The following is a 24,337-nucleotide window of genomic DNA, read 5'->3' as shown; positions in this document are numbered from 1 at the left end:
TCATTCCTTTGTGATTGAAGATGAATTAATTACAGTTGTGCTAAGTTCACGGCTTTTCCAAAGCTTGAAGGTGGCTGGTAATACTAATAACGTCAGTAACAGTGCAGATGCCATTCCGCCAATCATTGGTGCGGCAATACGTTGCATGACTTCAGAGCCCGTACCTGAACCATACATTATTGGAATTAAACCAATGATAACGGTCAGTACGGTCATCATTACAGGACGAACACGTAACCCTGCACCGTCACTGATCGCTTGTTGTAAATCATCCGCTGTTAATGGACGTTGTTGTTCTTGAGCATCTTGTTTTTTAAAGGCCCATGACTGATTTAAGTACACCAACATAATCACGCCAATTTCAACCGCGACACCGGAGAGCGCAATAAAGCCCACGCCAACGGCAATTGAAAAATTAAACCCAAGTATGAGCATCAACCATAAACCTCCCACCATCGCTAATGGCAGGGTTGCCATAATAATGAAGACCTCTTGTACGCGGCGGAAACTGAAATAAAGCAGCAGCATAATAATGGCAAGAGTAATTGGGGTAACAATACTCAAACGGGCTTTTGCGCGTTCCATATATTCATATTGTCCTGACCATGCCAATGAATAACCTGCGGGCAGTTTTAATTGTTTCGTAACTACTTGTTGTGCTTCGGTAACGTAAGAACCTAAATCTCGTTGATCAATATCGACAAAAACCCATCCATTTGGACGTGCATTTTCAGTTTTGATCATTGGTGGTCCATCTTCGTAACGAATATCCGCAACATCAGCCAATGCGATACGGGCACCATTGGGGGTAATTAACGGCAGATTTTGCAATTTAACCGCTGAATCACGGTAAGATTGTGGGTAACGTACATTAATAGGATAACGTTCTAAGCCTTCAATGGTTTCACCCACGTTCATTCCACCAACAGCGGTCGAAACTATCTGTTGAATATCTTTAATAGCTAATCCATACCGTGCTGCTTGGCGGCGATTAATATCAACCGTGATATAGCGGCCTCCTGCAACGCGCTCGGCATAAACCGAGGTAGTACCTTTGATATTATTTAAAATAGGCTCAAGTTCTGCACCGATCTTTTCGATAACTTTTAGGTCTGGGCCTGCGATTTTGATCCCAATAGGTGTTTTGATACCTGTCGCTAACATATCAATACGGGTTTTGATCGGCATTACCCATGCGTTAGTTAAACCAGGAAATTGGATCAATTGATCTAATTGTTTGCGTAAAGACTCAGTGGTAACCCCTGCTCGCCATTGATCTCGTGGCTTAAATTGGATCACTGTTTCTATCATGGTTAATGGTGCAGGATCGGTTGCTGTATCTGCTCGACCCACTTTACCCCAAACCGTAGCGACTTCTGGGACTGTTTTAATCAATTTATTGGTTTGTTGTAATAACTGACGAGCCTTACCGATAGAGATCCCCGGATAGGTGGTTGGCATATACATCAAATCACCTTCGTCTAACGGTGGAATGAATTCACTGCCCAGTTTTGTTAATGGGTAGTACGAAGAAGCCATTAAACACAGCGCAATAACGATGATTGTTTTTGGAAACTTAAGACTTACATTCAATAATGGACGGTAAAGTGCAATTACAGCACGGTTCACGGGATTTTTATGTTCAGGTAAAATTTTACCGCGAACAAAATAGCCCATTAATACGGGAACTAGAGTAATCGCTAAGCCTGCCGCTGCCGCCATAGCGTAGGTTTTAGTTGATGCTAATGGCGAGAACATCTTACCTTCTTGTCCTTCGAGCGCGAACACGGGCACAAAACTTAAGGTAATGATCAGCAATGAGAAGAACAGGGGCGTACCGACTTCTTCTGCCGCTTTACCTATCACTTGCCAACGGTTTTCATCGGTGAGGGGAGTTCGTTCAATGTGTTTATGCACGTTTTCTATCATTACAATTGCACCATCGACCATTGCACCAATAGCGATTGCGATACCGCCTAATGACATGATATTGGCATTAATACCTTGCCAATGCATGATGATAAAAGCAGATAAAATACCAATTGGTAAGCTAATCGCGATCACTAATGAAGAACGAATGTGGAATAGAAATAGCGCACAGACGATGGCAACCACAAGGAATTCTTCAGCGAGTTTTTGCCATAGATTCTTCACCGCATGGTCAATTAATGTTGAACGATCATAGGTGGCTACAATCTCAACACCTGCTGGTAAGCCTTGTTGTAACTGTGCCAGTTTAGTCTTGATGTTGGCGATGACTTCACTGGCATTTTCGCCAAAGCGCATCACAATAACGCCACCGACGGCTTCACCTTCACCATTAAATTCAGAAATGCCCCGGCGCATTTGCGGACCAAGGTTAATATCTGCAATATCCCCGAGTAACAGCGGCGTACCATTTTCGGTCACCTTTAATGGCAGTGATTTTATGTCCTCGATATTGGTCAAATAACCTGTAGTACGTACCATATGTTCAGCTTCAGCCATTTCAATAACGGAAGCACCTGTTTCTTGGTTACCGTTTTGAATCGCCATATTCACTTGCTGTAATGTGAGGTTATAGGCCCGTAGTTTGGAAGGATCGATTTGAACTTGGTATTGTTTGACCATGCCACCAACGGTTGCAACTTCAGAAACACCTGCAACAGTTTGAAGTTCATACTTTAGAAACCAATCTTGTAAACTACGTAATTCGGCTAAATCATGCTTACCTGTTTTATCTTGTAATACATAACTATAAATCCAGCCAACTCCAGTCGCATCTGGTCCTAAGGTTGGTTTTGCATTGGCGGGTAACTTAGGTGCAACTTGGCTTAAATATTCAAGTACACGAGAGCGAGCCCAATACATGTCAGTCTTATCATTAAAGATAATATAGACATAGGAATCGCCAAAGAAAGAATAACCACGGACCGTTTCAGCGCCCGGTACGGCTAACATGGCTGTTGTTAATGGGTAAGTGACTTGATCTTCAACCACTTGTGGTGCTTGGCCGGGATAGCTGGTTTTAATGATGACTTGAACATCAGACAGATCTGGCAGGGCATCTACGGGGGTATTTTTAACGCTGTATAAGCCAGCAATGGTTAAAAATAAGGCCGCAATTAATACCAATAAACGGTTATTGATTGACCAACGAATAATAGCAGGGATCATTATTTATTCTCCATTGGTTTAATATCTTGCAGAGTATAATCACTGCCATTCTTAACCAGCTTGAATCGAATTGATTGCCCCTGTTTAAGATCGGTTAATGCAATACTATCGTCGACAGTAAAATTCATTTCACCCGCAGGCCATTTCCATTCAGGTACTGCTTGGTGGTTAACCGTGATCATATTAAATGCGGCCATTAACATTGAAATCTCACCGTTTACCCACACTTTATTGGCAATATCGTGCTTCTGCTTTTTATAATCAATGATGTTATATTGATTATCGGCTGTTTTTTGTAGCTCAAATTTAATCTGTTGACCAACGACTAAGTCTTTAATTTTTATATTTTTATCAATATTAAAATCCATTGTCATCGCAGGCCAATTCCAAGCACTGACTGGCTGGTGGTTGATGGTTAATATTGTTTGATCAGCATTGATCGCAGTGATCTCTCCTTGAGCCCAAGTGACGGTGGTGGCTTTATCGACACTGTCGACACCATTAATACGTGAGAGATCGGCACTTTTACTGGATTCGGAATCAAGCATAAATTGTGCAGAGGTGACAATACGATCAGCCGTGGTTAATCCTGTGATAACTTCCACGAGATTATCAGCTTCACGACCAATACGGATCTTTACTGATCGGTATTTTCCATTACCTTCAGCGAGTACAACGCGGGTCATATTACCTGATCGAATCACGGCTTGAGTCGGAATAGTGAGAACAGCAGTTTCTGTTTTTGGGGTGAGGGTGATATTGGCGAACATATTGGGTTTTAATTGCTTATTATGATTAGCAAACTTTAACCGCATCCGTAATGTACGCGTTTTTGGATCTAAAATAGGGTAAACATAATCAACTTTCCCTTGCCATTGTTGGCCGGGAATAGCGTCTAGTGTCATGTTTGCTTTGCTGCCTGTGGTTATCCAATGTGCTTGGCGCTCAAATATTTCAGCATTGACCCAGACTTCATTAAGAGGCCCTGCACTAATAGCGGCTTGTGCGGGTGATAAATAGCCCCCTTCACGAATATTTAAGCTTGCAATAACACCATCAGCGATAGCTTTGACTTCAATGGTCTTCGTCGCTTTCCCCGTTTTGATAATGTGTTTAATTTGTTGTTTGTCGACGCCAAGAGCGGCTAAACGATCACGGGCACCTTGCATTAAACCACTACGGCCTGTGCGATAAGCATTAAGTAATTCTTGCTGAGATTTAACTAATTCAGGCGAATAAAGGGTAAATAACACATCGCCTTTATGTACCTGTTCACCAACAGCATTGACGTATAATTTTTGAACCCAACCACTGACTCGAATATTGGTTTGCCAGAGCTGACTTTCATCAAAATCAACGTAACCAATAGTGTCGATCTTAGGTGTTAGTTTTTGCTTAATAACAGCCGCAGTTTTTACGCCTAAGTTATTTTCAACCGCAGCATCAATAATAACCGTACCGGCAACATTTTCTTTTGCAGCATCTTTTTCTGCATAAACAGGAATGAGATCCATCCCCATTGGTGATTTACCCGGTTTATCACGTTGGTAATTGGGATCCATTGGAGCAACCCAATACAAGGGTTCACTGTTTGAAGTGGTCGCTTTTGAGTCCATCGATACAGAATGATGTGACATATAATATGTAGCACTAACTCCAATAGCTGTACCAATAAGTAAGGCAACAGCCGCAATTTTAACGGTATTTTGTGACGTCATGATATTACCTACTTATTGATTGTTATTATTGATGGTTGTTGAGTGCTGAAGCTGTAACGAGTGTGGTTGAACATCAAAACCATTGACTAATGAGGCTAAATTGCTGTTAGTAATGTTTAAGTCGGTAATAACCCGTGCTTGTTCAATGACTAAAGCGAGTTCATCAGTGGCTGCTGTGATTACATTATTAAATTGTGCCGTATTATTTTGATAACCACGCTCAACAGCTTGCGTACGTGCTTTGGCTTGAGTAAGTAGGGTGGTTGTATAACGCGATAAGCGCTGGCTTAAATTATCACGTTCAACCAGTAAGGCATTTACCTTGGCGTTCATTTGATTGAGCAATAGATCACGTTGTGATTTTGCCGCTCCCACTTGATATTGCGCAGCCGCATAATGGTGATCTTGGCGGTTATCAGTAAATAGCGGTAAATCCATGGTGAGATAGGCACTCACTAGATCAGAGGCTGGTTTGCCTGACATACCATTGGCTTGGCGAGAGGCATACATAACTTCAATACCAAATTGAGGTTTATAGGCTTGTTGACTAATGGCGACTTGGGTTTCATTAGCTGAAATAGCACTATTGGCAATAAGCACCATTGGATGTTGTTTCAGTAATGAATAATGTTGGTTAGTGGCGGTTAAACGCGGCATTAATTGGTTAAGACGTTGCCAAGATAACTGGTTTGATGCTTGAACTATGGTTTGCGTTGTAAGCCAATCCGCGCCCAGCCATTCAGACAGTTGTGCCATGATACGATGTTGTGTTTGTAGGTTTGTTTGTAACTTGTCTTCTATCTTGACGACTTGAAGTTGAACTTGCAGTAAATCTTGTACTTCACCGCTACCGATAGCGTAGTTAGTCTTGGTGAAATTGGCTAATTCCGTTATAAGGCGGTGGTTACGTTGTAAGGTACGATAAACAGATTGTTGATAGCCTAATTCTAACCATAATTGGGTCATTTTATTGGTAATATCAAGTTCACGAACCGCTTGTTGTGTACCAATAGCTTGCGCTTGAATCTCGCCTTTTTGTTGCTGTAAATCAAGGGTGTTACCACGGTCAAATTGCTGCATTAAACCAATTGATAATGTGGTCATTGGATCCGTGTTTAGAGAAAAACTATCCGTAGGTAAACCACCGATACCCAGTTTTAACTTGGGATCAGGTAAGCTGTTGGTACCTAAGCTGGTTTCCTGCATTGCATGTTGCTGAGCACTAATTTGCGCCATATTGGCATCGTTTTTAATCGCTTTAGTGATCAGTTGTGTCAATTGTTGCGATTGCTGTGTTTTTGTCGCTGCAGTTGTTGATGGTGACGCAAACAGGGTTGCAGGTGTTATCGCGCTAGCACTGATAGCCAGAACTAGCATAGAGGTTGTAACGTTCATAACGTAATCCAGTCTTCCATAAGCGAATATAAAACAATATTAGTGATGATCTAATTATTATTACGCAGTTAGTTAAGTAATAACGGCCTAGAACAGTCATTGAATTAAATAAGGCTTATGGTGATCTTAGATCTGCTGCAAAATAATGAAACACAGATCATAAGATGCAATTAATCTATCACGAACAATAATGATGTCGTGAGCAAAAATAGATTAAACGGATTTATGCTATTGGAGGGCGATATAATGTTGGCGTGGTAGTATTTAGTTGGGGTGTTTTTTCTATCGCGATGAGCGTCAGATTTGATGGCTGGAATAAGTTTTCAAATTGGCTCGGGAGAAAAGCGATATTACTTAAACATGCCATAGAGCAACAATTATCAACGCCACCCATTTTATCGCAATGTGCTGCCGATTGTTGTGCTTGGTGGTGTTGATGATCGACCATTGATTCATCATCACAGTAATCCATCGTTGATGACATTACCGTTATTGAATTATTCATGCTGAGCATTTTTATCGACATTAAAGGCGCACTGGAAGCAACACTTGATAGCAATAGTGCTATAAGCGTAAAGCTTGTAATCCAAATTGTGCGAAGACGTTTACTGTACATCTTGAGCCTTTAATTAACGTTAAGTTATTATTATATGCGATGATTACAGTTTTAGGTCAAGTATTAATTGTTATGTTGTGCCTTACTTAACGCATAAAATCACAAAAATAGTGCGTTAATATGCTAACTATATTGTTTAGTGTTTTTTAGTGCTGAATTATTTATCATAAATAGTTTGAGAAATTAAGCTGCGGTTTATTCACCCTGCTGGTTTTTCTTGCTAATCTGTAATCATTCTCGATAGCATCTATTATTTTTGGCTATTGTTCACTCTGAAGGTAATCTTGTTTGAATCATTTTGTTTGGGATGTTAATCCAATACTAGTGTCATTCTTTGGTTTAAAGATACATTGGTATGGCGTGCTATTTGCGCTCGCTATTATGTTTGGCTTCCAAGTTATGAAGTCAATTTATCAACGTGAAAATAAGCCAATTGAAAGCTTAGATTCATTACTTATGTATGCCGTAGTCGGTATCATTGTTGGCGCTCGATTATTTCATGTCGTGTTCTATGATCCAGATTTCTACTGGGCACATCCAGCGAAAATTTTTGCTGTATGGGAAGGTGGACTTGCCAGTCATGGTGGCGGCTTAGGTTTAATTATTGCGGTTTACTACTACAGTAAAAAGTATGCTATTGACCGTATGTGGCTCCTTGACCGATTAGCAATAGCAACGGCATTATTTGGTTTCTTTGTCCGTTTTGGTAATTTCTTTAACTCGGAAATCTTAGGCACCCCAAGTAATTTGCCATGGGCGGTTGTGTTTGAACGTATTGATTTAGTACCACGCCATCCAGTGATGCTTTATGAAGGCTTTTCTTACCTAGCAATATTCTTCTTATTATTTTCTTTATATAGAAAAACTGATATCGGTAAGTATAAAGGATTGCTCTTGGGGTGGTTCTTAGTCTTGGTGATGACAGTACGATTTTTACTAGAATTTATTAAAGTACACCAAGCGGATTACTCAACCGATATGGTGATTAATACTGGTCAGTTATTAAGTATTCCATTTATTTTAGTGGGTATCTATTTGGTGATTAAAGGCCAAAGAGAACGTCGTTTACAACACACTAAAAATAGTTAATGTAGTGCTTTAATAAAGAGATAATAAAAAGCCGATCATCTGATCGGCTTTTTTGTTTATATAATAGCAGATTTTTGTGGTGTTTTTGCAATTGGCGCTGACATCAAACGTCGACGCTGATTTTGAATAATAACCCCAAATAATAATATCGCTGGTAGCCACAACCATTCTTTACGCCAGCGTTTTACTGGGACTCTAATGTCGAGAATCTGTTGATCAAATTGTAATTGTTCTTTAGCGGCAGGGCTGCCAAAAGTTACCATGTCAATCAATGTCTTGCCTTGGCTTTGATAGGTTTCAATACCAATATTTGTCAGTTTTTGTTGGCCGGTATTACCTTTAGGAACGGTAAATAACACGCTAAACTCTCGGTGTTTACCAATCGTATCTTCACCTGCAATTCGCATTCGAATAACATCACCTGTAGGTAGAGTATCAAGGGTTTTTACTAAGTATGTTGGCGCAATATTTTGAAAAGGATCCACTATTAAGTCTTGCCAAAAACCGGGACGAAATAGAGTAAATGAGATCAATAATAATGCGATATTTTCATACCACCGATTACGCGTAATAAACCAGCCTTGGGTTGCCATTGCAAAAATAAGCATCGCAATGGTCGCAATAATAAAGATAATAATGCCATGACTCACTGTGACATCGATCAATAATAAATCGGTATTAAAGATAAACAAAAACGGTAATGCTGCAGTGCGTAAGCTGTAATAAAACGCAGTAATACCGGTTTTTATTGGATCGCCTTTTGATACAGCTGCTGCGGCAAATGAGGCTAATCCAACTGGAGGAGTAACATCAGCCATAATACCAAAATAGAACACAAATAAATGTACAGCGATTAACGGTACAATTAAGCCATTTTGCTGACCTAGCGTTACAATAACGGGCGCTAATAAGCTTGAGACAACAATATAGTTAGCTGTAGTTGGTAGTCCCATGCCGAGAATAAGGCTTAATAGTGCTGATAAAATTAACATCAGCATTAGATTACCCATCGATAACATTTCAACTAAATCAGCTAAAATTAATCCGACGCCTGTCTGAGAAACCGCACCCACAATAATACCCGCGGTAGCAGTGGCGATACCTATTCCTATCATATTACGTGAGCCTGCAATTAAGGCTTCAATCAGATCATTTTTTCCGTCATTGAAATTGCCATAATGATAACCGTCTTTACGTAATAAGCTCAGTAACGGGCGTTGAGTGACGATAATACCAACCAACATTACCGAGCCCCAAAAAGCGGATAACCCGGGAGATAAACGCTCGACCATTAAACACCACACTAAGACCACAACCGGTAAGATAAAATGTAACCCAGCTAATAAGACGCTGCGTGTTTCTGGTAATTCATCTAATGGCGCATCAGGATCATCTGTGGGTAATGGTGGATGAGTGGCTGCCACTTTTAATAAACAGAGATAAACCGTAATTAGTAAACCGCCAATGGCATAAGCTGCATAATTACCTAATAATGGTTTGATCCATCCTAAGCCATAATAGATTGCTAACGAAAATCCACTGATTAACAAACAACCAAAGCTAAAGCTGGTTAAGCGTACTAGCCATGACTTATGCTGTTTAGGATCAATGGCGATCATTCCCAGTTTTAGGGCTTCTAAGTGAACAATATAAAGCAAAGTAATGTATGAAATAGCCGCAGGCAAAAAGGCATGCTTAATAATGTCGATATAAGGAATGCCGACATATTCCACCATTAAGAAAGCGGCTGCGCCCATAACTGGCGGCATAATCTGACCATTTACTGACGAAGCTACTTCTATTGCGCCCGCTTTTTCCTTGCTAAACCCGACTTTGCGCATCATTGGAATAGTAAATGTGCCAGTTGTGACAACGTTAGCAATTGATGAGCCAGATATTAAGCCTGTTAACCCCGATGCGACCACGGCAGCTTTTGCAGGTCCACCTCGAAGGTGTCCTAATAAACTAAAGGCTAATTGAATAAAATAATGCCCAGCGCCAGCACGCTCAAGTAAAGCGCCAAATAGCACAAACAAAAAAACAAAGCTGGTGGATACCCCTAGTGCGATTCCAAATACACCTTCGGTAGTGATCCATTGATGGTTGGCAAGGGATGCAAATTGTACTCCACGATGGGCAAGTAACCCCGGCATCCAAGGGCCAGCAAAGCAATAACCAATAAAGCCTAGTGCAATAAGGGGTAATGCAGGACCTAACACACGTCGAGCGGCTTCTAATAATAATGGTAAACCAATACAAGCCACTACGAGATCAAGTTGGGTTAAGCTGCCTGGGCGTTGGGCTAATTCATGGTACATGACAAACAAATACAATGAAGTGGCTGCCGCAATCATCCCTAAAGCGATATCACTGTAGGGAACCCGATCGGTCGCGGAAGACTGACGTGCAGGAAAAACTAAAAAAGCGAGAATAAGCGCAAAGGCTAAATGAATGGCACGGGTTTCGGTGTCATTAAAAACCCCAATACCAATAATAAAAGGCAGCGGGGATGCGATCCACAATTGAAACAGTGACCATGAAATTGCGAGCAAAGTAATTACTTTTGCCATAATGCCCGTCGGTAAACGTGCACCGACATCTTTCGCAATCAGATCTTCTGTCGAAAGTGGGTTATCGGATATTAGATTATGTTGAGCCATATGTATTCACTTACAAGTTGGTACTAATGAAAACAGGGAGCACAATTAAAACGATAATTTGCTGTCTATTTTCATTAATAAAAGAGGGGTAAGCGAGATAGAAGAATTATCTCGCTTGGTGGTGAAATTACATCCAGCCACGTTCTTTGTAGTAGCGAATAGCGCCATCGTGGAGTGGAGCGGTTAAGCCTGCTTTTATCATGTCGGTTTCTTTGAGTTCCGCAAAAGCAGGATGCAGGCGTTTAAAGCGATCAATGTTGGTAAAGACTGACTTTACTAATTGATATACCATTTCAGGATCAGTATCAGCATTGGTTGATAACACCGCTTTACCTCCAATTGAAACAGTATCATTTGGGTTGCCACGGTACATACCACCAGGAATAATCGCTTTTGTGAAATAGCTCTTTTCTTTTAATAGTGCATCAATCTCAGGGCCTGTAACCGCAATTAAACGTGTATCTGTTGTGGTAGAAGCTTCTTGAATCGCGCCATTTGGGTGACCAACAAAGTAGCTCATTGCATCTATTTTATTATCACTCATTGCAGGCGCTTGTTCGGCTGGTTTGAGATCAGAAACCAAACTGAAAATATCATTATTCCAATTTTTAACTGTTAAAATCTGCTCAAATGTATCTCGTTGCCCTGAACCGGGATTACCTAGGTTAACCCGTTTGTTTTTTAAATCTTCAAAAGAGTGAATCCCTGAATCTTCACGAGCAAGAATGGTAAATACTTCACTTTGTAGAGAGAAAACCGCACGAATATCGGTCATTTTGCCATGATCTTGAAAAGGAGATAAGCCATTAAGTGCTTTAAATTGATGATCAGACTGCATGATACCAAAGTTATATTCATGGCTACGTAAGCCATTTACATTAGCCACACCCCCACCACTGGTGGGGGCATTACATTTGATATGGTGAGTATCTGTAGTGCGGTTCACAAATCGACAAATAGATTGTCCAGCAATGTAATAAACACCCGTTTGACCCCCTGTGCCGATAGAGATAAAGCTATCGGCTGCGGTTGCAAAGCTTGAGCAAAGTATTCCGCCCAAGGCACAAATAATCGTGAGTAATTTCATTTTAAAATCCTTTTAATGATTATTACAGAGTGATAATTGTTATTTTCTTTATCACTATGGCATTTATACTTTTTTTGTATTTATGAGTATGTTTGTTGTGTTTTTAAATAATTTTTAGTTATAAAAACGCAACCGGTTGTTTAACTAGTCAACGTTAAGTTTATTTTTTGTTAATTTAAAGTACGGTTTAATTAATGGACTGACAATAAGTAAAAAACTACTTTTCTTATGATTTGAGAAATTGGGTAATATTGCTAAGAAGAGATGAAATGAAAATAGTGATGGGAATAATCAAATGAAGTTAATAGTTACAGGGGGTTAAACGAAAAAACCGCCAATAAATGACGGTTTTTCATTATGCTTTAGAAGCCGTCTTAATGAAAAGGATACCAAAATAACGTTGCAGATTGATAACGATGCAGAATGCCAAATCCAAGTACAAGGGCAATAATTATTAACGCAATAGCATCATTTTTTGTCATTGGTTTTAAGCTATACCAAGTACGCTTTTTATTGCGTCCGAAGCCACGCAGTGTCATTGCATTGGAGATCACATCAGCGCGATCTAAACTTGAAAAAATCAGTGGCCCAAGAATTTTGGCAACATTACGAATACGTGTCATGACTGGTGCTTTTTTTGAAATATCCACGCCACGTGCTTGTTGAGCATGCATGATATTGGTGAAATCTTTCATTACTTCAGGTAAATAACGCAAAGTGAGGCTGACGGCGTAAGCAATACGATAAGGTACACCTAGTTTATTTAAACTGGCAGAAAACTCTGTTGGATGGGTCGTAAAAACAAATACCAACGCAATGGGAAACATACTGAAATATTTAAGCGTAACCGTTAGTAAATAGAACACAGTTTCAAGAGTAATATTGTAGTGTCCAAAAAGGTGTACTAGGACGGTTGTTGAATGCATGTAGTCAGTGCCTTGTTGAGGGGCAATCAAAAACATAAACAATGCATTCATTAATAACACCACAGTAGTACCAACTAATAATGGTTTATAAACAGCAAATGGAATCTTTGTGGCTTTGAGTAGCAATAAACCTACGATAATTAATCCGCAAATAACGCGTAGATCAAAGGTGATTAGCACCATTGTTACCCATGCCATAAATAACACAAACTTGGTAATACCGTTTAGGGCATGTAACCAAGAGTGGGTGTTGACATAACTAATGCCAAATTTTAAATGTTTGCTTTTCATGGTTATTTATTTTTTAGTTCGTGAGCGATAAAACAGCGAATAAATTGATCAATATGTTCAATACCAACAGCTTGAGCCAGTAAATATAGGCTAGTAACTGCTAAGTTTGCTTGATCTAATAATGCTGGCTGGCTAAAAATATGATTAATGTTATCGTCAGCTAATAAGCGATTATCGGCAATAACAATCGCGCGTTGAGTATATTCAAGGACTAAGTGCATATCATGCGAAATAATCACAATAGTGAGTCCTAATTTTTGATTAAGTTCTTGAATAAGCGCCATCATCGCCGCGTAGTGATGATAATCTTGCCCCGCTGTTGGCTCATCTAAGATCAACAAGTCTGGTTCAAGGACTAACATTGTCGCAATAGTAACGCGTTTTTTTTGGCCAAAGCTTAATGCATCAATAGGCCAGTGATGATAGCGACCAAGACCACATAATTTGAGGGTTGCTTCTACTTTGATTTTAATCTGCGCTTCATCCATGCCACGGTTACGTAGGCCTGATGCGACTTCATCAAAAATCATATGGTGTGAGATCATATGATTAGGGTTTTGCATCACCACACCAATGTGCTGGCTACGCTCAAAAATAGATTGATTAGCTAAATCGTTACCATTGAGAGAAATAGTACCGCAATCTGCTTCTAATACACCCATGATTAAACGAGTGATAGTCGATTTACCAGAGCCATTTTTCCCCATAATGGCAACAAACTCGCCTTTGTGGATATCAAAGCTAACATCATCTAGCGTATTGCGAACACCATCATAAGAGTAACTGAGGTTTTTAATGCTCAATAGAACATCTTTTTCTGGCTCTATTGGGGCGAGCTTAACTTGATGAAACCACGACTCAATTTGAGGCTTAAATTTATCAAGTTTAATGGTTGAAAAATAAGCGGGCTTATCTTCTGCTGTGATTGTACAGCCAGCCGCTTTTATTGCAGAGATATAGAGCGGTTCACGAATACCATGTTGTTGCAGTAATGGGCTAGCTAATAGCTCATCGGGTGTCATATCAGCAATGATTTCACCACGCTCCATCATAATAATACGATCAATTGGACGATGTAATACATCTTCTAAACGGTGTTCAATGATGATCACCGTTTTGTTGGAATCTTTATGGAGGTTATCAATGATTTCAATCGCGGCTTTGCCTGTTTTAGGATCAAGGCTTGCTAAGGGTTCATCAAATAACAAAATATCAACGTCATCAACCATCACGCCAGCAAGTGAAACCCGCTGTTTTTGGCCGCCACTTAAATCAAAAGGGGAGTGGTATAAAATGCTGTTTAAGTCGACCATGTCAGCAGTTGCTTGTACGATTTTACGCATTTGTTGTTGCGGAATCATTTGATTTTCAAGTGCAAAGGCAATGTCTTCACCCACACTTAATCCTACAAACTGACCATCGGTATCTTGCAGTACAGTACCGACCATACTGGTGCAGTGATCAAGATCTAACTGACGAGTATCTTTACCATTAATGTAAAGCTCACCACTACAGTCACCTTTGATCGCATGAGGAATGAGCCCATTAAGGCATTGGCCTAATGTTGATTTACCACAACCACTTGGACCAATAATGGCAATTTTTTCGCCTTTATTAATTGTTAGGTTAATATTTTTTAGGGTCGGGTTTTCAAGTGCCCAATATTTAAACGAAAAGTTATTAAATACGATACTCATTATTAGTAAGCCTCTTTTAAGTTGAAGCTTTGTTGTTTACGTTTAGCCACTGACGTTAAAATCAAATGGCCAACGACAGCAATAATAACGGTATTACTAAGCGCAATAATGACTAATTGCACTAATACTTTCGTAAATGGTTCGGCATAGAGAATAGCATCAAGAAAAGCGGAGCACCCATAACCAACGACGTTGGCCACAAAGGCTAGAATGACAAAGAGACTAAAATCTAGATTAGAAAAGCGCCCCATTTCTAAACGATCATGGGTAAGTATCGGATAAAGACCAATAATTAAGCCAACAATACCAGAGCCCAGTTCCCATGTGAACCATACACCCCAGCCAGCAAAAAGGTCTGTCACCCAGTGGCCTATAATGCCGACAAGAAAGCCAACTAAAGGCCCAAAGAGAACAGCGAATAAGGCTAGGACAGCCATCGCAGGTTTAAGCGTGGTGTTAGCAAAGATAGGAATACCAAACATAGGTAAACCACCAATACCATATAGGGCTGCACCAATTGCAATAACAACAACTGTTTTAGCAGAAAGACTCATAACTTAACCTTGTTAACTCAGTCATCGAGACACACTGTCATCGATGCAATACAATAATTGGATAATAGATACTAATGGTTATAATCATCGTATTACAGATTAGATAGACCAAGCCAATCAGCAGAGTACCGTGATAGTAACTACTATCATGGGTGGTAACTCAGCATTAATAATCCATTATTAAGCAAGAGCGGGGTAAGTCTTTTTAATGTGAAAACGTACTATATACAGAATGTGAAACCAAAAGCGGCGCTATGATAACGTAATCTTTCTCGGAAAGGAACGCTTTACATCTAGACGGCTAAGGATTAATCAGCATTAATGAACCTTATCAAAATAAGGTTAATAGATTGTTATATCTTACTGATTTGGTTATTTTTTATCATTGTATTGGTCACATTTAGAGATGGGGATTTTTTGGGGCTTTATTTTTATTATAAAATAGACAATAATCGAACAACGATCATTATTTTATAGCTCGTAAAAAATAGATAACCGTAAACTGTCAAGTCTTAACTTTATGTGAAACTTTGCACTGACACACAGAATCAGTATGAGGTTCATGCTTAAGTTGAGGTAGAATTATTAAGTATTAATGAGTTAGCTGTCCCGCCATAGTGGCAGGGTGCAGAGCCAAATCATATTGGAGATACAGCTTGATTAATGTATTCCTTGTAGATGATCACGAACTGGTTCGCACAGGGATCCGACGTCTTCTTGAAGATGTCCGTGGTATTAAAGTGGTAGGGGAATCTGTCAGTGGTGAGGATGCCGTAAAATGGTGTCGTAGTAATCATGCCGATATTATTCTTATGGATATGAATATGCCAGGTATTGGTGGTCTTGAAGCTACTCGTAAAATATTACGCTTCAATCCCGATGTTAAAATTATTGTATTAACCGTACATACTGAAAATCCGTTTCCGACTAAAGTTATGCAAGCCGGTGCTTCTGGCTATTTAACCAAGGGAGCAGGGCCTGATGATATGGTTAACGCTATCCGTATGGTTAATAGTGGTCAACGATATATATCGTCTGAAATTGCTCAACAAATGGCTTTAAGTCAGTTCGCGCCAGATTCAGAAAATCCATTTAAAGAACTGTCAGAGCGTGAATTGCAGATCATGATGATGATCACTAAAGGACAAAAAGTTACTGATATATCCGAGCAATTAAGTTTAAGTCCTAAAACTGTAAATAGTTACCGTTATCGTTTATTTAATAAGTTAAATATTAGTGGTGATGTTGAGTTAACACATCTAGCGATTCGCCACGGCATGCTTGATACTGAGACGTTATAGTGTCTAATCATGTCGATGCTACCGTTTTTGATGCTCAAAGTTTTCTCAAAACGGTAACTCACCAACCTGGCGTCTACCGTATGTATGACGCCAGCGGTGAAGTAATCTATGTTGGTAAGGCGAAAGATCTTAAAAAACGCTTATCAAGTTATTTTCGAACCAATGTTGCGGGCGAAAAAACCCGTGCGTTAGTTAAAAATATTTGTAAAATTGATGTAACAGTGACACACACTGAAACTGAAGCATTGATCCTCGAACACAATTATATCAAACAGTATTTACCCAAATATAATGTCTTATTACGTGATGATAAGTCTTATCCTTATATTTTGTTAAGTACCAGTAAACACCCTCGGCTATCGATTCATCGCGGCGTTAAACGCCGTAAAGGTGAATATTTTGGTCCCTATCCTGATGTTTCTGCTGTTCGCGACAGTTTGCACTTGATGCAGAAAATATTTCCAATTCGTCAATGTGAAGATTCTGTTTACGCTAATCGTAGTCGTCCTTGTTTAATGTATCAAATCGGTCGTTGCTCTGGCCCTTGTGTCGCTGGATTAGTTTCTGATGATGATTATCAACAACAAGTGCAGTGGGTGCGTTTATTTCTCCAAGGTAAAGATCGACAAGTGATCAATACCATGGTGGAAAAAATGGAGCAGGCGAGTATGGCGCTTGATTTTGAACGTGCAGCCATCTATCGCGATCAAATTCAAGCTCTACGCCGTATTCAAGAACAGCAATTTGTGAGTCAAGATAACGAAGATGATTTAGACGTTATCGGGATTGCTCACCAAAATGGTATGGCATGTATTCATGGTTTGTATATTCGTCAGGGGAAGATTTTAGGTAGTCGCAGTTATTTTCCTAAAATGCCCGTTGATGCATCGTTAACCGAAGTGTTATCAAGTTTTGTTACTCAGTTTTATTTTAATCAAGCTGAAGGTCGTGTCATACCGAGCCTTATTTTATTAAGTGAAGAACTCGGGGATGGTAGTGATGCTATTTTAACTGCCTTATCTGAACTTGCAGGTCGTAAAATTACGATTAAATATCATCCGCGTGGAACACGAGCAAAATACCTACAATTAGCACAAACGAATGCAGAAACCGCGTTAACCAGTAAATTAAATCATCGAATGACAATTCAAGAGCGTTTCTTTGCATTGCAACAAGCATTAAACTTAAAACCTATCTCTCGAATGGAATGTTTTGATATTAGTCATACCATGGGTGAAAAAACCGTGGCATCTTGTGTTGTCTTTAATCATGAAGGTCCGTTAAAGCAAGAATATCGCCGTTATAATATTACGGGTATAACGGGGGGGGATGATTATGCAGCTATGGCGCAAGTATTAGAGCGTAGGTATAGTAAAAACATGGAATTAGATAAAATTCCAGACATAATTTTCATTGATGGGGGTAGAGGTCAACTCTCAAGAGCGTATGATGTTGTAAAATCTTATATTGCTGATTGGCCGAAACGTCCCATGTTAGTAGGGGTTGCAAAGGGAACGACGCGAAAACCTGGGTTAGAGACGTTAATTTTCGTCACTGGTGAAGAATTATCTATGCCAAGTGATTCTCCAGCGTTACATTTAATACAACACATTCGTGATGAAAGTCATGATCATGCAATCAGTGGCCACCGTGCTCAGAGAGCAAAAGTAAGAAAACGTAGTACTCTTGAAGATGTCGAGGGAGTTGGACCTAAACGACGTCAGGCTTTATTAAAATATATGGGTGGAATGCAAGAGCTGAAAAAAGCGAGTAAAGAAGAAATTGCTAAAGTGCCTGGTATCAGTTTGGCTTTAGCGGAAAAAATAGTCGATGCATTGCAACATGGTTAGTCTGTCGCTTTGAAGGACATCATTGCTACAGTACTTTATTGGTTAAATTTACATAAAAGGCACACTCTTTTACTTTTTTAGAGTAGTCTAGATTGTATGTTAGGCCCAGATCTTGAACATAAGAATAAAATTATGCGTTTATCAATCCCAAATATTTTAAGTTTTATCCGGCTCATTCTTATTCCATTTTTCGTTATTGCCTTTTATTTACCTTATGAATGGTCGGCGTTTGCTACTGCGTTAATCTTTTGGGTAGCAGGTGTAACAGATTGGTTTGATGGTTATCTTGCGCGTAAGCTTAATCAAACGACACGTTTTGGTGCGTTTATTGACCCCGTCGCTGATAAATTAATGGTCGTAACCGCAATGGTGCTGGTGGTTGAGCATTATCATACTTTATGGGTAACTGTTCCTGCTATTACTATGATTGGCCGTGAAATTATTATTTCAGCATTACGAGAGTGGATGGCTGAACTAGGTAAACGTGCAAGTGTTGCCGTTTCATGGGTTGGTAAAGTAAAAACAGCATCACAAATGTTTGCCTTATTACTATTACTATGGCATCCGCATCAATACGTTGTATGGCTAGGTTATGCATCACTCTATGTTGCAATGGTGTTAACTTACTGGTCAATGGTACAGTATCTTAAAGCGGCAAAAGGTGATTTGTTAAACGCAGACAATCACTAAATAGATTTTAATTATTTGTTAATAAATAAAAAAGCGAGCTAATGGCTCGCTTTTTTGTGTTTATAACTTAGTAAGTCAGCCGAACTTAACCATAACGTTGCTTCTCTTGTTCTATATTGGTTAGTGCGTCTGGTTGTTTATTAAACCAATTTAGTTGTTGTGATAACTGAGTAACGCTACCGATAATAATTAAAGCAGGGCTAGCAGCTTGTTGAGCAAGCGTTTCTATTTGAGCGAGTTCTCCTGTTAATACGCGTTGGTGGATCGTTGTACCACGCTCAATAATGGCTATAGGTGTTGTTAGCGACATACCATAAGCACTTAACTTATGACGAATAACACTACTTTGATTTAACCCCATATAAAATACTAACGTATGTTTAGCGCGCGCTAGTGAGAGCCAATCTATTTGATCTTGACCGTGTTTTAAATGCCCAGTTATAAATTGCACACTTTGGGCGTGATCGCGATGTGTCAATGGAATGCCTGCATATGCTGCACATCCTGATGCTGCAGTGATCCCCGGTACGACTTCAAAAGGAATATTAAATGGCAGTAAAGCTTCTAATTCCTCCCCCCCGCGGCCAAAAATAAACGGATCGCCACCTTTTAAACGTACGACTTGTTTACCAGCTAATGCATGTTCAACTAACAGATGATTAATTTGCTGTTGAGGCACACAATGATTACCGGCTTCTTTGCCTACAAAAACGGCTTGGCAGCGAGGAGGAAAGAGATCAACGATCTCTTGTGAGACTAAGCGATCATAAATAATGACATCAGCCTGTTGAATCAAGCGTAGTGCTTTGACTGTAAGTAAATCAGGATCACCTGGGCCTGCACCAACAAGAATCACTTTACCGATTTCAGTTGGGGTAGATAACGCATATAAAGTGTCTGATGGGTGCATAAGTTTACTCCAAAACTGTGTCATTATGGTCGGCATAATTATATTGATTACTGTACTTGAGTATCAGCTGTTGCTGATTTAATCATTGGACGTTGTGATTTTGGTGTTGTAAACCAATAGCCTAAGCCCATAAATACTACGCCAGAAAGCGTATTACCGATTGTTACCCACAATAAGTTATGTCCAATACCAACGAGGGTAAATGCGTCTTTGTGATCGCCAAACCAAGATAGAGCAAAAATAGTCATATTAGCGATTGAGTGCTCAAATCCTGAAGCAATAAAGGCCAATAAACACCACCAAATGGCAATGAATTTTGCTGAACCTTCAACGCGTTGGCACATCCAAATAGCTAAACAAACAAGCCAGTTACATAGCATGCCTTTAAACAGTAATACCGACGCTGGAGCTGCAGTTTTCGCCATCGCAACATTATTTAATAGGCTGTTACCATCATTTAAAAGCTTGCCACCACCGGCATAAAAGAAAAGTAGGGCAACACCAACCGAACCTAATAGATTTCCCATCCATGTTTGGGGTAATACACGTAATGTGTCAGCAACGGTGATTTGACCTGTTTTCACACCAAAAGTTAAAAACATAGTGTGTCCAGTGTAAAGTTCAGATCCAGCAATAATCACTAAGGTTAAAGCGATGCCAAATGTCGATCCCATCACAAGGGGTCTAATACTTGGATCGACCATATTGCCAAGTGTGAAAATTAAAATAATGCCCAAACCAACGTAAGCGCCAGCCATAGCAGAGCTTAGCCAAAATCCGAGTTTCTCTTTTTGTGCAAATTCAACAATACGTGCCGCATTAACGGAGCATTTTTTGATGGTATCAGCGTACATACATTTTCCCTGTAGAAATTAAAACTGTTTGTCATAAGCTAATAGACAAGTTGTCGTATTAACTTATGGCAAAGAAGAGTTTGGCACTCTCTGCCAAACTCATTACTGCTCTAATTACAAGCGTACCTGTACTTGACCCTGATGAACTTGAATCTGATAACAAGCAATTTTGATATCAGGTTGTTCTAAACAATGGCCATCAACTAATGAAAAGCGTTGTTTCTTTAATGGACTCGCGATCCATAGTTGATTCTGATGTTGGCAAATAATCCCACGAGAGAGGACATTTGATTGTGCAAAGGGGTCTTTATTATTGAGGGCAAATAGCTGCTCACTATTGTCTGGACGGAAAATAGCTACTTGCTGATCGCCAACTAGGGCACACACGCCTGTGCCGGGGATCAAATCATCAAGATTACATACAGAGATCCACTGACTCATTCTTTTTCCTCCAATGAAATAATAAAGGTTGTATCTTGTTCATTATTGATTGTTTTTTCACTAATAGCTGCAGGGCGGTGCTGTTCTCGTTCGGGTACAAAAACAACATTGCTATCACGTTCTGTGCTATTAATAAAATGAGAAAAACGTTTTAATTGCTGCTCATTGTTTAGTGTGGCTTGCCACTCACAGTGATAACTCGCAATCAACCGTTCTGCATCAGCTTCAAGTTGTTGGTTAAGGCCTAATTTATCATTGATGATGACATCTTTTAGATAGTCTACACCGCCGTCTAAGCTGGTTAGCCATGTTGAAGTACGCTGTAATTTGTCGGCAGTACGTACATAAAACATCAAGTAGCGGTCGATATATTTAATTAATGTTGCAGTATCAAGATCTGCGGCTAATAAATCAGCATGGCGGGGCTTCATGCCACCATTACCTCCGACATACATATTCCAACCTGCATCTGTTGCAATAATGCCTAAATCTTTACCTTGAGCTTCAGCACATTCCCGAGTACAACCAGACACGCCGAACTTCATTTTATGAGGAGTACGAATACCTTTGTAACGGTTTTCTAGTTGGACGCCTAAACCGACACTGTCTTGCACACCAAAACGACACCAAGTGCTACCAACACATGTTTTTGCCATGCGTAATGCTTTGGCATAGGCTTGACCTGTTTCAAATCCGGCATCAATCAGACGTTGCCAAATTTGTGGTAAATCGTCTTTATGAGCACCAAAAAGGCCTATACGTTGAGCGCCTGTTACCTTGGTATAAAGTTTATAATCACTTGCAATTTGAGCTAATGCTAATAATCCCGCAGGTGTTACTTCACCGCCTGCCATCCGTGGGATAACAGAGTAGGTACCATCTTTTTGCATGTTGCCAAGGAAAATATCATTGGTATCCTGCAACGGTGTATTTTTAGGGCTAAGAGCGTATTCATTCCAGCATGACGCCAGAATAGAGCCAATGGCAGGTTTACACACCTCACAACCGTAACCTTTACCGTATTTAGCAAGTAAAGCATCAAAAGATGTGATTTCTTCAACGCGAATCAGGTGGAAGAGTTCTTGACGAGAGTATTCAAAATGCTCACAAAGGTGATTCTTAACTTCAACGCCAGCCTTTGCAAGTTCACTATTAAGGACTTGAGTGATTAATGGAACACAACCACCACAGCCTGTGCCTGCTTTTGTTAACGCTTTTATATCACCAAGTGTTGTATATCCTTCAGCAACGGCGGCTGCTATTTTACCTTTAGTGACGTCAAAACATGAACAAATGACTGCACTGTCAGGTAATGAATCTGCGCCCATTGCCGGTTTTTCTGCACCAGCATGAGCCGGTAGAATCAAACTGTCAGGGTTCTCAGGTAATTCAATATTGTTTAATTTAAGTTGTAATAAATTACCATAATCAGCGGTGTCGCCGACTAATACTGCACCTAATAGTTGTTTACCATCTTCAGAAACAATAATACGTTTATACACATCTTGCTGTTCGTTAAGGTAAACATAACTTTTACAGTTAGGGGTACGGCCATTCGCGTCACCAATACTGCCAACTTTTACGCCTAATAATTTCAATTTGGCGCTCATATCAGCACCGTCAAAAGTATGAGACTCGCCCAGTAAGTGACCGACGGCAATTTGTGCCATTTTATAACCAGGGGCAACGAGACCAAAGAACATATTGTTCCAAGATGCACACTCACCAATGGCATAAATATCATCATCAGATGTTTGACAGAAATTATTGATTGCAATACCACCACGATTACCTAGCTCTAAATTACAATGGTGAGCGAGTTTATCTTGTGGACGAATACCAGTAGAGAATACGATGAAGTCAACTTCGAGTGAAGTGCCATCAGCAAAGGTAAGGGTATTACGAGCGTGTTGGCCCTTTGCGATGATTTCTTGGGTATTTTTACCTGTATGAACAATAACACCAAGTTGTTCGATTTTTTTACGAAGTTGCGCGCCGCCATGAGGGTCTAGTTGTTCAGCCATTAATACTGGCGCAAATTCAATAACATGAGTGTCAACACCTAATGCTTTTAGAGCACCAGCTGCTTCTAGTCCTAATAATCCGCCACCAACGACAACACCACTCTTACTATGTTTAGCCGTTGCTTCGATCGCTTTTAGATCTTCAATAGTACGGTAGACAAAACAATCTTTTGAATCATTACCTTTAATCGATGGCACCCAAGGATACGATCCTGTAGCCATAATTAATTTATCGTAATGAACTTCACGACCACTACTAGAATAAATGAGTTTTTGATCTCGGTTAATCGTGATGGCACGTTCACCTAAGAAGACGTTAATACCATGTTTTTGATAAAAACCTTGCTTAACGAGAGATAATTCTTCTGCAGTGTGATGAGAAAAATAAGATGAGAGATGTACTCTATCATAAGCAACACGTGGCTCTTCACAAAAGACTGTAACATCATAATTATCCATGTCAGCTTTATCGACTAGTTCTTCGATATAGCGATGGCCAACCATACCGTTACCAATAATCGCTATTTTGACTTTGCTCATAAATCCTCTTAACAACATCGTGAATTACCACAAGCTTATTGAGAGTTAATCAGAATGGATATGATGCAAATCAAATGAAACTTTAAATAACCCTAAAGAGGTATGTTTTAAAATCAGATAATTAGAAGTTAAAATTCACTTTGTTAATTAGTTATATTAAAAGAAAAAATAAAGAGAGTCGGGTGTAATTACGATTGTATAAGGTTATCTGTAATTTAAGCCGTAATGATAAATATCAGTACTTGCTATATAAAGAAATGGCTAATCAATAAGTTGATAATATTTCAATTTCGTCCTTTGAATTTTAGGTGAGTGGAATTTGATCAACAATGGGCTGATTTTTAGGTGGATGTAACGGAAAATGACCACTTAAATAAAAAGTCATAATTTTTCGTTGACTCAGCCCGTAAAATCAGTAAATTACACCACATACCGCAGCAGGGTGGCTTGCTAAGGTGAGTAAGGATTAGGTTCTTTACGAAATGGCGCGTTGGCAGAGTGGCTATGCAGCGGATTGCAAATCCGTGTACCTCGGTTC

The 24,337-nt window shown here is 39.7% G+C and carries 17 protein-coding genes; 4 read left to right on the top strand and 13 right to left on the bottom strand.

What is annotated here, in order from left to right; translation table 11 throughout:
* The 4 genes from Q0V26_RS13780 to Q0V26_RS13765 all read right to left on the bottom strand — a co-directional run bounded on the left by Q0V26_RS13780 (position 1) and on the right by Q0V26_RS13765 (position 6,885).
* On the bottom strand, positions 1-3,156 hold the full coding sequence (locus Q0V26_RS13780) for an efflux RND transporter permease subunit (RefSeq protein ID WP_297482605.1): 3,156 nt from the start codon (positions 3,154-3,156) through the stop codon (positions 1-3).
* Positions 3,156-4,874: an efflux RND transporter periplasmic adaptor subunit gene (locus Q0V26_RS13775; RefSeq protein WP_297482603.1), complete on the bottom strand. Its 1,719-nt coding sequence runs from the start codon at positions 4,872-4,874 to the stop codon at positions 3,156-3,158. The genes Q0V26_RS13780 and Q0V26_RS13775 overlap by 1 nt, the downstream gene beginning before the upstream one ends.
* Positions 4,875-4,886: 12 nt before the next feature.
* Positions 4,887-6,269, bottom strand: a complete 1,383-nt coding sequence (locus Q0V26_RS13770; RefSeq protein WP_297482602.1) for a TolC family protein — start codon at positions 6,267-6,269, stop codon at positions 4,887-4,889.
* Positions 6,270-6,492: 223 nt separating this feature from the next.
* Complete coding sequence (locus tag Q0V26_RS13765; protein ID WP_297482599.1) at positions 6,493-6,885, bottom strand: hypothetical protein; 393 nt, start codon at positions 6,883-6,885, stop codon at positions 6,493-6,495.
* A gap of 288 nt (positions 6,886-7,173) precedes the next feature.
* Here Q0V26_RS13765 and lgt point away from each other — a divergent pair, with 288 nt between their 5' ends.
* Entirely contained in the window at positions 7,174-7,974 is an 801-nt protein-coding gene (gene lgt, locus Q0V26_RS13760) for a prolipoprotein diacylglyceryl transferase (protein ID WP_297482597.1), read from the top strand.
* A 56-nt stretch (positions 7,975-8,030) separates the two neighbouring features.
* On the opposite strand, the gene Q0V26_RS13755 is transcribed toward lgt, so the two are convergent.
* The 5 genes from Q0V26_RS13755 to Q0V26_RS13735 form a co-directional block, all read right to left on the bottom strand.
* Positions 8,031-10,634 carry a TRAP transporter permease gene (locus Q0V26_RS13755; RefSeq protein WP_297482594.1) on the bottom strand — a complete coding sequence of 868 codons (2,604 nt, stop codon included), beginning with the start codon at positions 10,632-10,634 and terminating at the stop codon, positions 8,031-8,033.
* A gap of 127 nt (positions 10,635-10,761) precedes the next feature.
* Positions 10,762-11,721: a TAXI family TRAP transporter solute-binding subunit gene (locus Q0V26_RS13750; RefSeq protein ID WP_297482592.1), complete on the bottom strand. Its 960-nt coding sequence runs from the start codon at positions 11,719-11,721 to the stop codon at positions 10,762-10,764.
* Positions 11,722-12,095: 374 nt separating this feature from the next.
* Positions 12,096-12,938, bottom strand: a complete 843-nt coding sequence (locus Q0V26_RS13745; RefSeq protein ID WP_297482589.1) for an energy-coupling factor transporter transmembrane component T — start codon at positions 12,936-12,938, stop codon at positions 12,096-12,098.
* Between the two features lie 2 nt (positions 12,939-12,940).
* Positions 12,941-14,635 (bottom strand): ABC transporter ATP-binding protein, encoded by a 1,695-nt coding sequence (locus Q0V26_RS13740; RefSeq protein ID WP_297482588.1) that lies wholly within the window; start codon positions 14,633-14,635, stop codon positions 12,941-12,943.
* 2 nt (positions 14,636-14,637) lie between these two features.
* The gene (locus Q0V26_RS13735; RefSeq protein ID WP_297482585.1) at positions 14,638-15,189 is read right to left on the bottom strand and encodes an ECF-type riboflavin transporter substrate-binding protein; all 552 of its coding nucleotides are present in this window, start codon (positions 15,187-15,189) and stop codon (positions 14,638-14,640) included.
* A gap of 656 nt (positions 15,190-15,845) precedes the next feature.
* Here Q0V26_RS13735 and uvrY point away from each other — a divergent pair.
* The 3 genes from uvrY to pgsA all read left to right on the top strand — a co-directional run bounded on the left by uvrY (position 15,846) and on the right by pgsA (position 19,030).
* Entirely contained in the window at positions 15,846-16,490 is a 645-nt protein-coding gene (gene uvrY, locus Q0V26_RS13730) for a UvrY/SirA/GacA family response regulator transcription factor (protein WP_297482583.1), read from the top strand.
* A complete protein-coding gene (gene uvrC / locus Q0V26_RS13725; protein WP_297482581.1) occupies positions 16,490-18,340 on the top strand; it encodes an excinuclease ABC subunit UvrC in 1,851 nt (616 codons plus the stop codon). The genes uvrY and uvrC overlap by 1 nt, the downstream gene beginning before the upstream one ends.
* Before the next feature lie 132 nt (positions 18,341-18,472).
* Entirely contained in the window at positions 18,473-19,030 is a 558-nt protein-coding gene (gene pgsA / locus Q0V26_RS13720; RefSeq protein WP_297482579.1) for a CDP-diacylglycerol--glycerol-3-phosphate 3-phosphatidyltransferase, read from the top strand.
* A gap of 85 nt (positions 19,031-19,115) precedes the next feature.
* Here pgsA and cobA read toward each other — a convergent pair whose 3' ends face one another.
* The 4 genes from cobA to nirB form a co-directional block, all read right to left on the bottom strand.
* Positions 19,116-19,940 (bottom strand): uroporphyrinogen-III C-methyltransferase, encoded by an 825-nt coding sequence (gene cobA, locus Q0V26_RS13715; RefSeq protein WP_297482578.1) that lies wholly within the window; start codon positions 19,938-19,940, stop codon positions 19,116-19,118.
* A 47-nt stretch (positions 19,941-19,987) separates the two neighbouring features.
* Entirely contained in the window at positions 19,988-20,794 is an 807-nt protein-coding gene (gene nirC / locus Q0V26_RS13710) for a nitrite transporter NirC (protein ID WP_297482576.1), read from the bottom strand.
* A gap of 114 nt (positions 20,795-20,908) precedes the next feature.
* Positions 20,909-21,235 carry a nitrite reductase small subunit NirD gene (gene nirD, locus Q0V26_RS13705; RefSeq protein WP_107277255.1) on the bottom strand — a complete coding sequence of 109 codons (327 nt, stop codon included), beginning with the start codon at positions 21,233-21,235 and terminating at the stop codon, positions 20,909-20,911.
* A complete protein-coding gene (gene nirB, locus Q0V26_RS13700) occupies positions 21,232-23,799 on the bottom strand; it encodes a nitrite reductase large subunit NirB (protein ID WP_297482571.1) in 2,568 nt (855 codons plus the stop codon). The genes nirD and nirB overlap by 4 nt, the downstream gene beginning before the upstream one ends.
* Between the last annotated feature and the right edge of the window lie 538 nt (positions 23,800-24,337).

Source organism: uncultured Photobacterium sp., assembly GCF_947039875.1.
Taxonomy (GTDB): Bacteria; Pseudomonadota; Gammaproteobacteria; order Enterobacterales; family Vibrionaceae; genus Photobacterium.
This window is presented reverse-complemented; position numbering and strand designations above follow the sequence as displayed.